Origin of the sequence: Nonomuraea sp. SYSU D8015, from assembly GCF_008065375.1 — a bacterium.
In the GTDB taxonomy this organism is placed as follows: Bacteria; Actinomycetota; Actinomycetes; order Streptosporangiales; family Streptosporangiaceae; genus Nonomuraea.
On record NZ_VJYI01000024.1, the window covers coordinates 1 to 12,287 of the forward strand.

Consider the following 12,287-nt stretch of genomic DNA (forward strand, 5'->3'; position numbering starts at 1 on the left):
CACCATGCGGACCGCTTCGTCCTTGAACTCCTGGCTGAATCGTCGGTTACGCCCCGCCACAGCCTTCCCTTCCGGTTCTCCCTCAACCTTAGTTGGGGACCTGTCCGGAAGATCCGGGGCACCTCAAGGTCCAGCAGACGTTGGCGGATTGCCCAGAGCAAGAACTCCCGGGCCCAGTGGCGGGTGCTCGGGCCTGCCAGCCACTCGTCGACGCCTGATCGGTCGAGCTCGGTCAGTCCGCCTCGTAGTTGAGTCCAGGCCAGCAGGTCGATCGCAGCACGTAGCTGGTTCTGGGCTCGCCTCACAGTGCCACGAGTTGCCTTGCCTGCTTCACATGGACCTTCGACGGATGGTAGGAGCCGGTGACGATGGAACTGCTGGAGAGTCCAGCGGTCGGCGGCCTGCTCGACCTTGACCAGCACCTGTCGTGCCCAGGCTTCGTAACGGCCAGCGAGAGCATGTCGGGGTTCGAGAACTTCGGTCGCGACGAGGATCATCCTGGCGTTCTCGACGGCTTGGCGCCGATCTGCTTTGCCATCGGCACGCTCCAGGCTTGCGATCGCGTCGAGATCTTCGTGAGCGGGTTTGTGCTCGCGCCGAAGAAGTCCGATAAGAATCTGCGCCGTGGGGCTCTGCTCGAGCCAGTTCAGGCTGGATCTGGGGTTGGGGCTGGCGGCCAACCGCTCGGCGACCGCGCGGCCTGCGTCTCCACAATCGTTGAAGACCTTGCTGAGGCGCTCGGTCAGCACACATCTTTCGCAACGACCGCCCGAGTGGAGCCGGTCCTCTAGCCTGCATCCAGTGCAGGTGCCACCGACGTCGACGCCGAGGCATTCGCTGCAGACTCCGGGGATGAAGAAGACGCGTCTGGTCTTCCCGCAGCGGCTGCACTCCTCCCGTCGACGCATGGCCCGATCTCGGCAGCTGGAGCATCTCGGGCCGTCTGGGAGGAAGCTGATGCCGTGGTCTCTGCCGCAGGCGACGCATACTGCTAACCGCAGGTTGTCGACGTCTTCGGCCTCCGCAGGGTCTTCGCCAACCGTGGCGAACGTCGCTGTGGCCTGCGCGATGCAGCCGAAGCACCAGCCGGGACGGCCACGGGTCCTCAGCCGAGGGATCAGCCGTTCTTGTCCGCAATTGGCGCAGGTTTCCAAGGGGCGTCGGGCGCAGGACTTGCAGAGCGGTCCGTCACCGGTCCGGGCGGAGACAGGGCGGTGTCGTAGGCAGCCATGGCACTGCTCCACAGGGGTCTGATAGCAGCAGAGTCCGATTGGCCCGTCCGGTGTTCGCGCGGCGACATGTCCGGTCTTCCCGCAGCGGCAGCATGGTTTGGCGACATCGGGATGGCGTCGGCGGCATGGGGCGCACCAGGGCCAGCCGTCTTCGTCGCGCCAGGCGACGTGGCGCTCCTTTCGGCAGGACCGGCAGGTCTCGATTCGTGCTGAGGTCTTCCGATAGCAGTTCTCGCAGATACGGCCGTCTTCACTTCGATGGGGAAGGACACGCCGCTCTCTTCCGCAGCCCGCGCACCGGGTCCGGGCAAGATGCGGCAGTTCGGCAGCAAGGGCGTGCCGAAGCCGTTGAACCAGCGGCGGGGGTGCGTTGTCCTGAGTCAGTGACCCGCCAGCGCGCAGCCATTCCGCCACTCGGCGTCGGGATATCCGGTGAATAAGGACGTCTACGATGACCTTTTGCGCTGCGTCGGTGCTGGCACCGAGCTGCACGATCGCGTGCTCGACAAGAGCGGTGTCCTGATCGTCAGCGCAGTTGTCGCAGTGTGAGGCCAATGCCGGCATCCTGTGGAGTCCGGCAGGGCACGTCGATCTGCCGGGATCAACGCTCCGGGCCTTGGACCCGTCGGCATTGCGGGGCCCGCAAGCCTTGCAGGTCGGCTGCGATGATCCTCGCGAGTTCACCCGACGGGGGCGTCCGCAATGCGTGCACGGGGGAATGCGGTCGATGATGCCAGCCTCGTGCAGTGCAACCGCCAGCTGATATGCGACCTCCCCTGTCATGGCGACATTCGGCCACTCTGCCCCCGCGGGACTCTGTAGACGGTTGACGAAGCGCGCAAGACCGCTCTGGGCCAGCCCGGAAGCTTTGATAGCGGCGGTGACAGCATCCAGCGTCGTGCCGGAAAGGCGAGCGTGGACAGCCTCAGCCATCTCGGCTGCAGTCTTGGCGGCCGTCACAGGAACTCACCGGCGCGAACGACTTTCGCACCGCGCAGCCGTTGCCGGGCTGCGGGGTCGGGCTCGTGATCAGTTGCGACCTGACCAAGGTCGAGCCACAGATCGGACGGCGTGCAATCGAAGATCCGGCACAGCGCGAACTGAACCTCGACGGTGAGTCGTGTCGGTGCCTGGGTCACTAGCTCGTGAACGCGGCTGTGTCCGATCTTGACCCCCTGGGCCGTCAGCAGTTCCTGGACCTGTTTGGCGAACCGGATTTGGGCATTGGCCATCAGTACCGGCAGCTGCCACCGCACCGCCTGCCCCCAGGGCATGGTCCGCACCAGCGGTCCGCGCGCAGTACCGCCGGCGTCGTTCTTGGCTGTCGCCTGGGCCATGGTTCCTCCGCTGCCGCTACCGGGTCCGCGCGGTCAGGTCGGCGATTGCCGCCGTCATCTCACGGTTCATATGGTCCTCGCCGATGTGGGTGTAGTTCGAGGTCGTCGATGCCAGCTTGTGCCCGGCCTGGCGCTGCCGCCATGCGGCATCGCGGCCTGCCTCGGCGGTATGTGTCAGATAGCTGTGACGCAGGCAGTGCGGCGTCAGGTTGGTGTCCAGGCCACAAGCATCGCGGCGGTCCGCGAAGGCACTCTGATAGGTACGGGTCGTGAGCGGCTGCTGACGGCCGGAGGCGTCGCAGCGCTCGGAGGGCCACAGCCAAGGCCCTTCGGGGAAGACCGGCCGGACGTCCTCCAAGTAGACGCGAAGCGCCTCGACCGCCCAGTCCAAGACCATCTGCACTCCGCGTTGGCGGTAAGTGCCGCCCTTACTACGCTTGCCCCAGCGGACTCTCACGACGGCCAAGCGGCCGAACTGCGGCGCCACCGGATGGGGCAGCAGATCGCAGGTCTGGATCTTGACGAGTTCGCCCGCCCGCACGCCAGTGGCGTACTGAATCTTGAACATGGTCGCGTTTCTCCAGGCGATCGCCGCGCCCTTGTGGTTGGCGGCCACGAGTTCTTCAACCCGGTCGTCGACGTGGTCGAAAAGCACCCGCAGCTCGTCTCGGCTGACCTCGCGCCGTTCCGGCCGGTGATCGTATTCTTCGATGTGCCGGGTGGTGTTCCATTCGTGGCAGACCTGTTTCGGCACTTGGCCGAACGCCTCCTGACACCGCTCGACCCACGGGTACTGCGGGTTGACGGCATACTCGCAGAACCGGCGAACTACACCTTGGCGGCTGCGCAGCGTAGACAGTGCGATCTCACGCTCACGCATGTCGGCCGACCACTCATCGACGTCCTGAGCAGTCCACTCCCAAGGCCAGGCGTCCGACCACACGACGAATCCACGAAGCATCTGCAGGAGCTTGCCGGTCGATTGCCGATCCCTGCCGGCCGCCAAAAGCATGGTGCCGTAGCCCCGCAGCATGTCGGCGAAGAGCTCCGCATGCACCCCCTGTTGAGGGGTTCCCTGCACGAGACGAAGGTGACTATCCGCCACAATACCTCTTCCGGTTTAACCGGCGATGTGCCGGTTAAACCGGAGACTAGCATGTGAGGGCCCTGCGTCAATAGCAAGGAGGTCCGGCCCAAAGGCCGAACCTCCCTGTAAACCCAACATCAGCAAGACCTCAGCCGAAGCGCCGAGTTCCGGTTAGACCGGATGACTTCGGGGAGTCAGCTGCAGCCGCTGGTGGAGCCGCAGCCCTCGCAGACGTAGCAGCTGCCGGCGGGGCGCATCTTGGTGCCGCAGGTCATGCAGAGCGGGGCGTCGGCCGTGAAGCGCTGGTGGCTCTCCAGCGTCAGCTCCTTTGCCGCCGACACCGGGTCGGCCGCCGTCTCCTTGGGCTTCTCCTCGATCGGCGCCGACTGCGCCAGCGCCTCCCGGTCAACCGTCTCCTGCAGCGCCGCCGGGTCCTCGCCGCGCTGCTGCGCGGCCCGCTCGGCCGCCGAGAAGATGCCCAGGGCCGCCCGCTCGTCGTACGGCAGGTGGTCGAGGGCCAGCCGGCGGAAGATGTAGTCCATCACGGACGTCGCCATGCGGATGTCCGGGTCGTCCGTCATGCCCGCGGGCTCGAACCGCATGTTCACGAACTTGCTCATGTACGTCTCCAGCGGCACGCCGTACTGGAGCCCGATGGAGATCGCGACGGAGAACGCGTCCATGACGCCAGCCAGGGTCGAGCCCTGCTTGGACATCTTGAGGAACACCTCGCCGAGCCCGTCGTCCGGGTAGGACGAGGCGGTCATGTAGCCCTTGGCGCCGCCCACCGTGAAGCGGGTGGTCATGCTCGGCCGCTGGTTGGGCATGCGCCGCCGGGTCGGCCGGTGCACCTCGACGACCTTGACCTCGGGCTCCGCGGGCTCCTCCTTCTTGGAGCCGTTGCCGGCCGACAGCGGCTGGCCGACCTTGCAGTTGTCGCGGTAGACGGCCAGGGCCTTGAGCCCGAGCTTCCAGCCCTCCATGTAGACCTGCTCGATGTCGTCGACCGTGGCCGACTCGGGCAGGTTGACCGTCTTGGAGATGGCGCCGGACAGGAACGGCTGGGTGGCCGCCATCATGCGGACGTGCCCCATCGGCGCGATCGCCCGCTCGCCCATCGCGCAGTCGAACACCTCGTAGTGCTCGTTGCGCAGGCCCGGCGCGTCGACGACGTGGCCGTGCTCGGCGATGTACTCGACGATGGCCTCGATCTGCTCCTGCTGGTAGCCGAGCTGCTTGAGGGCCCGCGGGATCGTCTGGTTGACGATCTGCATGGAGCCGCCGCCGACGAGCTTCTTGAACTTGACCAGCGCCAGGTCCGGCTCGATGCCGGTCGTGTCGCAATCCATCATGAGGCCGATGGTGCCGGTCGGGGCCAGGAGGCTCGCCTGGGCGTTGCGGTAGCCGTTCTTCTCGCCGAGCTTGAGGCACTCCGCCCACTGCCGCGACGCCTCCGCGTGGATCTTGGCGTCCATCGAGCCGATCGTGCGCAGGTCGTCGTTCGCCGCCGCGTGCTTGCGCATGACGCGCTTGTGCGGCTCGGCGTTCCTGGCATATCCCTCGTACGCCCCCACCACGCCGGCCAGCTCCGCGCTGCGGCGGTAGGACACGCCGGTCATCAGCGACGTGATCGCTCCGGCCACCGCCCGGCCGCCGTCGGAGTCGTAGGCGTGGCCGGTCGCCATCAGCAGCGCGCCCAGGTTGGCGTAGCCGATGCCGAGCTGACGGTATGCCCGCGTCGTCTCGCCGATCTTCTCGGTCGGGAAGTCGGCGAACGTGATCGAGATGTCCATCGCAGTGATGATCAGCTCGGTCAGCTTGACGAAGTTGGCGACGTCGAAGGAGTTGTCGTCCTTCAGGAACTTCAGCAGGTTGATGCTGGCCAGGTTGCAGGAGGAGTTGTCCAGGTGGACGTACTCGCTGCAGGGGTTGCTCGCCGTGATCCGCCCCGTCTCAGGGGTGGTGTGCCAGTCGTTGATCGTGTCGTCGTACTGCAGGCCGGGGTCGGCGCACTCCCAGGCGGCCTTGGCCATCTTGCGGAACAGGTCCTTGGCGTCGACGGTCTCGATCACCTCGCCGCTGAGGCGGGCGCGCAGGCCGAACTTGTCGCCCTTCTCCACCGCGCGCATGAACTCGTCGGAGACGCGCACGGAGTTGTTGGCGTTCTGGTATTGGACGCTGACGATGTCCTTGCCGCCGAGGTCCATGTCGAAGCCGGCGTCCCGCAGCGCGCGGATCTTGTCTTCCTCACGCGCCTTGGTCTCGATGAACTCTTCGATGTCGGGGTGGTCGACGTCGAGCACGACCATCTTGGCCGCCCGCCGGGTGGCGCCGCCCGACTTGATCGTCCCCGCCGACGCGTCGGCGCCGCGCATGAACGACACCGGCCCGCTGGCCGTGCCGCCGCTGGAGAGCAACTCCTTGGAGGAACGGATCCTGGACAGGTTGACCCCGGAGCCGGAGCCGCCCTTGAAGATCACGCCCTCTTCTTTGTACCACTCCAGGATCGACTCCATCGTGTCGTCCACGGAGAGGATGAAGCAAGCGCTCACTTGCTGCGGCGACTGCGTGCCCACGTTGAACCAGACCGGCGAGTTGAACGCGAACACCTGGTGCGCCAGCGCGTGCTTCAGCTCATGATCGAAGATCTCGGCATCCTCTTCGCCGGCGAAGTAACCGTGCTCGAGGCCGGTGCGGGTGTAGACGCCGACGACCCGGTCGATCAGCTGCTTCAGGCTCCACTCACGCTGCGGGGTGCCCACGGCGCCGCGGAAGTATTTGGTCGTCACGATGTTGGCCGCATTGACCGACCAGAACTCGGGGAACTCGACGCCCCGCTGCTCAAAGTTGACCGAGCCGTCGCGCCAGTTCGTCATGACGACATCGCGGCGTTCCCACTGGATCTCGTCATACGGGTGAACGCCGGGCTTGGTGAAGATCCGCTTCATCTTCAGCCCCTTACGCGGACGCTTGCCCCCGCGCGCGACTGAACCGCTGGCTGTCTCCGTCATGACTCCCCCTTCTCCGCCTTCAACTGTTTGATCTCGGCCTCGAAGTCCGCCAGGCTCTCGAAACCGCGATACACCGATGCGAAACGCAGGTAGGCCACCTCGTCCAGCTCCCGCAGCGGACCCAGGATGGCCAGCCCCACCTCGTTGGAGGGGATCTCGGCCGCGCCCTTGGCCCTGATCGCCTCCTCCACCCGCTGCCCGAGCTGCGCCAGCGAATCCTCACTGACCGGCCTGCCCTGACACGCCCGCCGCACGCCCGCGACGACCTTGTCCCGTGAGAACGGCTCGGTCACTCCACTGCGCTTGCTCACCATGAGCAGTACGGTCTCCTGAGTGGTGAACCGGCGCCCGCACTCCGGACAGGTCCGGCGGCGCCGGATGGCCGCGCCGTCGTCCGTGGAGCGGCTGTCGATGACCCTGGTGTCAGGGTGGCGACAGAACGGACAGTGCACGCTTTTCGCCTCCTAGACCTGCGGCCACCACCCGCCCGGAACCGTCGTCACGGGACGCTCGCGCACACTCCACGGCTGACCATGGAGCGGTCACGGAAACACAAGGTGTGGTGAACTACATCGGTGTAACTACTAGATGTTGTGGTCCAACCGTAGAAGCGTGCGACCATGAACGCAAGTTGAGCCCGCCGATCCTGATGAAGTCGCTGATCAGCCCCCGGTCCTCCGAATCCTCCGGCGTGTCGAGGTCGTCGCCGTGCGCGGGAGGCGAGGTCGACGCCTGGATTTCGTCACATGGATTGCGCTGCGACACGTCCGTGAAGGAGCCTCACAACCGTACCGAACGACACACACTCCCCCACCGGCACACCCTGCCGTAAGGCGAACCGACCCAATGACCCTCTTCGGCCCCACGCCGTGAGAGTGAACCGCGTTGGTGCCGCCTCGGGCGCCACGCCGTGAGGCGAACTGCGCCGCACCCTCCTCCGCCTACCGCTTCTGCGGGCCACCTCCTCGGCGGGGGGTTGGGCTCGAGCAGGCAGCCCTGGGCGACGACCCGGGGCAGCCGCCCTTGCCGGCCGGCCGGGGCAGGTATCCGATAACCCGCATCGCACGGCAGGAGCGGGCGCCGTTCCTCGCCCCGGTCCAGCGCCGCTCCGACCCAGCGCCGCTCCGACCCAGCGCCGCCTCGGGCCCTCGGCGCCGTGGTCTGGCTTCCTCCGACCGGTGACCAGATAGGAGCGACGTCGGGTGGGAAGCCGAGCAGCCCGCCGATCGAGCAAGCGCCAGGGTGGATCAGCGCACCACGGCGGCGATGTCTCTCGGGACGTAGAGCCGGGTGCCGGGGTGGATGATCGAGTCCGGCAGGCCGTTCAGCCGCTTGATCGCCTCTACCACAGCCCCAGGATTCTCACCCCCGGACAGCACGTCGGCGATCGCCCATAACGTGTCGCCCTGACGGACCTCCACCCATGGCAGCCCGGCATGGCTGGGCACCACCACCTGCACCGCCGCATGACCGGCGGCACGCGTGCCGAGCCAGAACCCGCCCAGCGACAACAGCGCCACCGCGACCACCAGCACGACCCGTCCGCGCCGGGTCAGCCGCACCGGCGGCGCGGAACGGCGATCGAGCCGGCCAGAGCGCCGCCGATCCCGCCACCCCATGCCACGACGCCCCCACCGCCGACGGGCCGCTTCGGCGGGCGTGGCACCTCCCCGCCGTTTGCGAGCGCCGGATCCCGGCCGTCCGTCGGCCGCCACAAGCCGACCACGCACTTTGCCGGCACCGGGAGCCCTTCCACGTCGCCTGCCCGCCCGCACCACATCGCCGCCCGGCTGCGCGCCCGCACCGAACTCACGACCTCGCAGCTCCGCGCCCGCACCGGACCCGCGACGTCGCGGCGCTGCACCCACCCGGGACTCGCGACCGCCGGACTCCACGCCCCCGCCGGACCCGCGACCGACCGACTCCACGCCTCCGCCGGACTCGCGACCGCTTCGCTCCCCGCGCCCGCCGAACCAGCGACCGCGCGGCGCTGCGACCGCGCCGGAGCCGCGTACGCCGTCGCCCCGCTCCATGCCTGATGCGAGCCCGCCCCCCGTACCGCCTCCACGCGTTGTGCCTGTCCGCGAGCCGCCGCGGACAGCGCCCAAGAGCGGCCTCGCGCCGGTGCCGGGTCCTCCCCTACCCGTACCGGCTCCCATCCCTTGGCGTCCTCTGCCGGCTTGAGCGGGCGGCCACCGCTCGGCGTCCGGAGGACCGGCCGGGCCGCCGTCGATCGGACGTCCGGCTTTCCGGATGCCGGACCCTTCTCGACCGCCGGGTCTTCCCGTCGGGTCGCCGCGCCCCTCCACAGGAGCCCTTCGCCGTCGAGCCCCGGCCTCCAGCGCTCCACGCGGTTCCGACGCCGGACCGGCGGGGCCGGCTCTACGGGCGGCAGGTGTGTCGCCGCGCCTTCGGGCGGCGGGCGTGTCGCCGCGGGGCGAACGTGCCGGCACTTCGCTCCTCGGGGCGGTTTCGCCCGCGTCTGCACTGGACCGCGGTGGAGGAACCAGCCGCAAATGGGGCCTCCCCTGACCCCGTCCCGCGCCGCCCCCGGATGAAGATCCTCCGCGCCTTCCCATACCGCTCGAACGGAGCCCCAACCTCTTGCCGGAATTTACCCGGGAGCCGCTCTCACCCCGCGTATTGTCTCCCCGTCGGTCCTTACTCTGCGTGGCGTCGGCGATGAGTGTGAGCTGTTTGGCGTCTTCGCTGGTCGTGTTCGTGTTTGTGGTCGCTCGCACGGATGACCTCCTGCCGTGTGGCCCGAGGAAAAGGCCGAATAAAGATCAGCAAATCGAACACGGTGTCGATCGAACTCCCGTACGATGTTGTACACCACACTGGCAACAATTTCGAGGAAGACTCGAACAATTGTTTGAAGATGATCTTCAACAGCGATAACGTCGCTGTGTGCGACATCGAGACCACAGAACGGGAGGTTCGCCGGTGAGGCGGGCCGCCCGGCGAGGAGGAAGAGCATGACCGAGCGGGATGACGCAAACGGGGTCAGCGACCTCGCGGTGCGCAGACGCGACTCCCTGGGCCTGACGCCCAGGCAGCGCAAGATCCTCGAAGTGATTCGCGACTCGGTGCAACAGCGCGGCTATCCGCCTTCCATGCGGGAGATCGGCGAAGCCGTACAGCTGACCAGCACGTCCAGCGTGTCACACCAGCTGACGGCGCTGCAGCGCAAGGGCTACCTCAGGCGCGACCCCCACCGGCCGCGCGCCCTCGAGGTGCGCCTGCCGGGCGAGCCGGTGCTCTGGGTCGACCCTGACGCGGCCGACGAGGAGTCCACGGTCAACCGGCCCACGGCCGCCTACGTCCCGCTCGTCGGGCGCATCGCCGCCGGTGGACCGATCCTGGCCGAGGAGAGCGTGGAGGACGTCTTCGCCCTGCCCAAGCAGCTCGTGGGCGAGGGCACGCTGTTCCTGCTCCAGGTCGCCGGTGACTCGATGATCGAGGCCGCGATCGCCGACGGCGACTGGGTGGTCGTCCGCCAGCAGCCGGTGGCGGAGAGCGGTGACATCGTCGCCGCCATGATCGACGGCGAGGCCACCGTCAAGACCTTCAAGCGCAAGGACGGCCACGTCTGGCTCGTGCCCCACAACCCCAACTATGAGCCCATTCCCGGCGACGAGGCCAGCGTCCTGGGCAAGGTCGTGGCGGTCCTGCGCCGGCTCTAGGGGCGATGGCTCGGGCGCGCGTCCACATCGCCGCGCCGCGTTCCGGCGCGCGCCGAAACAAGGCACCGACGGGGTACGGCACCGCACCGCCGACCCCGCATGGAGGATGCCCACCGCCCTCATCCCTCGCTTGGGTAACACACCTCGAGTCCACACCTCTCATACGCCCGGCTCCGTTCCCTCGCATGATCGGCTCCGCGCCTGCCTTCACCCCCTTTGGCCGTCACACCGGCCACAGGGGACATCAGGAAGCACAGGTGGAGTGATGATCGTGGGAATGCGGGCCCAACTCGTCCATGGCGTCGGGTTCCGCTCACCGCCTCAGGCGGCACCGTTCGTGGCGGCACCGTACGTGACAGTGCTGCGTGGTCTCGGCACGTCGCGTCGGGCCGCCATCTCCGACAGGTGTCCCATGCGTTGACCGCATCCCCGTCGACATGCGCCTGGGCGGGTCTTTACGTCGCCCGGCCAGGCGCATGTCGACGGCACGTTCACTCCAGGATGAAGCTGGCGCTGTTTCGGTACGCGCTCGTGCCGTCGTTCCGCTCCAGCCAGACCTGGCCGGCACGATGCCGGACGAAATACCCGGGGAAGTTCACCGACTCGAACGAGACCGTGCCCGAGCCGGCGAGCCCGGTGCGGCGGTGGAAACTGGCGTCCGCGTTGAACAGGCTGGTGCCGTCCCGCTGCTGCACCCACGCTTCGTAGTTGCGATGCCGCAGGTAGTACCCGGGGAAGTTGGTCGACTCCAGGGAGACCGTCCCGGAGCCCGAGAGGCCGGTGACGATCCGGAACTGGGAGTCCGCGAGTGGCGTGACGTTGGCGTCCAGGCGGGCGCGGAAGTCGTAGTGCCGGATCGCCGACCCCGGCGTGTCGTACGACATCAGCCGCACCGGCGTCGCCCCGTCGGGCACCGGGATGCCGAAGTCCGGAGTGCCGTCGGCGCGCCAGTACACCTTCTGGACGCGGGTCCGTCGGTTCGGATCGTTCAGAGGATCGCCTGAAATATCGCGATAGTTGCGGTCGTGGTAGACGAGGATGTCGCTCTGCCCGTCCTCCGAGACCGTGAAGGAGTTGTGGCCGGGGCCGTACTGGCTGGTCGCGGCGCTGGAGGCGAAGACCGGGTCGGGGCTCTTGGTCCAGGAGGACGCCTGCAGCGGGTCGGCCGAGGCCGAGGCGGTCAGCAGGCCGAGGCAGTAGTTGGCGTCCGTGGCGCTGGCGGAGTAGGTGAGGAAGAGCCGGCCGTTACGTTGCAGCACCGACGGCCCCTCGGCGACCTTGAAGCCACGCGTCTCCCAGGCCAGCGTGGGGATGGTCAGGCGTGTCGTGGTGCCGGTGATCGTCCAGGGGTTGGCGCCCATGCGGGCGATGTACAGGTTGGAGTTGGTGGCGATGCCGGGCTCCTGCTGCGCCCAGAGCAGGTAGCGGACGCCGTTCGCGACGAATGTGGTGGCGTCCAGGGAGAAGGTGTCCCAGGGCGTGACGATCCGGCCGCGTTCGGTCCAGGCGCCGGTCAGGGGGTTGGCGCTGGAGCTCTCCAGCACGTACATGCGGATCCGCCACACGTCATCGGCTCGGCCGGCGGCGAAGTAGACGTACCACTTGCCGTTGATGAAGTGGATCTCCGGTGCCCAGATGTGCGCGCCCATCTCGCCGGTGGCGTGCTTGCGCCAGATGACCGTCTCCGGCGCGCCGGCCAGGCCCTGGATGGTGGTGGCCCGGCGCAGCACGATGCGGTCGTACTCGGGGACGGTCGCCGTGAAGTAGTAGTAGCCGTCGGTGTGGCGGAAGATGTGCGGGTCGGCGCGCTGCGCGGCCAGCGGGTTGGTGTATTGGACGGCGGGCGAGGCGTGGGCGGGGCCCGGCGACAGCAGGTTGGCGAACACGACGAGCAGCGTAGCCAGGGCGGCGATGGCTGTTTTCCGCAAGGGCAT

Annotated in this window: 8 protein-coding genes; 2 read left to right on the forward strand and 6 right to left on the reverse strand. The window is 67.9% G+C overall.

All coding sequences use genetic code 11. The features are described 5' to 3' along the window. Nucleotides 1–368: 368 nt before the first annotated feature. The gene (locus tag ID574_RS47920; RefSeq protein WP_188195754.1) at nucleotides 369–791 is read left to right on the forward strand and encodes a hypothetical protein; all 423 of its coding nucleotides are present in this window, start codon (nucleotides 369–371) and stop codon (nucleotides 789–791) included. Nucleotides 792–2,188: 1,397 nt separating this feature from the next. Here ID574_RS47920 and ID574_RS47925 read toward each other — a convergent pair. The 5 genes from ID574_RS47925 to ID574_RS47945 form a co-directional block, all read right to left on the reverse strand. Continuing rightward, on the reverse strand, nucleotides 2,189–2,569 hold the full coding sequence (locus ID574_RS47925; protein WP_188195755.1) for a helix-turn-helix domain-containing protein: 381 nt from the start codon (nucleotides 2,567–2,569) through the stop codon (nucleotides 2,189–2,191). A 16-nt stretch (nucleotides 2,570–2,585) separates the two neighbouring features. Further along, on the reverse strand, nucleotides 2,586–3,650 hold the full coding sequence (locus ID574_RS47930) for a tyrosine-type recombinase/integrase (protein ID WP_188195756.1): 1,065 nt from the start codon (nucleotides 3,648–3,650) through the stop codon (nucleotides 2,586–2,588). 200 nt (nucleotides 3,651–3,850) lie between these two features. Beyond that, nucleotides 3,851–6,667: a vitamin B12-dependent ribonucleotide reductase gene (locus tag ID574_RS47935; protein WP_188195757.1), complete on the reverse strand. Its 2,817-nt coding sequence runs from the start codon at nucleotides 6,665–6,667 to the stop codon at nucleotides 3,851–3,853. Beyond that, entirely contained in the window at nucleotides 6,664–7,119 is a 456-nt protein-coding gene (nrdR, locus tag ID574_RS47940; RefSeq protein ID WP_043614619.1) for a transcriptional regulator NrdR, read from the reverse strand. The genes ID574_RS47935 and nrdR overlap by 4 nt, the downstream gene beginning before the upstream one ends. A gap of 795 nt (nucleotides 7,120–7,914) precedes the next feature. Next, entirely contained in the window at nucleotides 7,915–8,229 is a 315-nt protein-coding gene (locus tag ID574_RS47945) for a LysM peptidoglycan-binding domain-containing protein (protein ID WP_188195758.1), read from the reverse strand. Between the two features lie 1,416 nt (nucleotides 8,230–9,645). Between ID574_RS47945 and lexA the strand changes: the two genes are divergently transcribed. After that, the gene (gene lexA / locus ID574_RS47950; protein ID WP_223167826.1) at nucleotides 9,646–10,353 is read left to right on the forward strand and encodes a transcriptional repressor LexA; all 708 of its coding nucleotides are present in this window, start codon (nucleotides 9,646–9,648) and stop codon (nucleotides 10,351–10,353) included. A gap of 491 nt (nucleotides 10,354–10,844) precedes the next feature. Here the strand turns inward: lexA and ID574_RS47955 are convergent, their stop codons facing one another. Beyond that, complete coding sequence (locus ID574_RS47955; RefSeq protein ID WP_188195759.1) at nucleotides 10,845–12,287, reverse strand: family 43 glycosylhydrolase; 1,443 nt, start codon at nucleotides 12,285–12,287, stop codon at nucleotides 10,845–10,847.

What these genes read in the sequence shown, in the direction of transcription:
- ID574_RS47935 (WP_188195757.1), bottom strand. Translation starts at nt 6,667, where the DNA reads ATGACGGAGACAGCCAGCGGTTCAGTCGCGCGCGGGGGCAAGCGTCCG.
- lexA (WP_223167826.1), top strand. Translation starts at nt 9,646, where the DNA reads ATGACCGAGCGGGATGACGCAAACGGGGTCAGCGACCTCGCGGTGCGC.
- ID574_RS47920 (WP_188195754.1), top strand. Translation starts at nt 369, where the DNA reads ATGGAACTGCTGGAGAGTCCAGCGGTCGGCGGCCTGCTCGACCTTGAC.
- ID574_RS47955 (WP_188195759.1), bottom strand. Translation starts at nt 12,287, where the DNA reads ATGCCCTTGCGGAAAACAGCCATCGCCGCCCTGGCTACGCTGCTCGTC.
- ID574_RS47925 (WP_188195755.1), bottom strand. Translation starts at nt 2,569, where the DNA reads ATGGCCCAGGCGACAGCCAAGAACGACGCCGGCGGTACTGCGCGCGGA.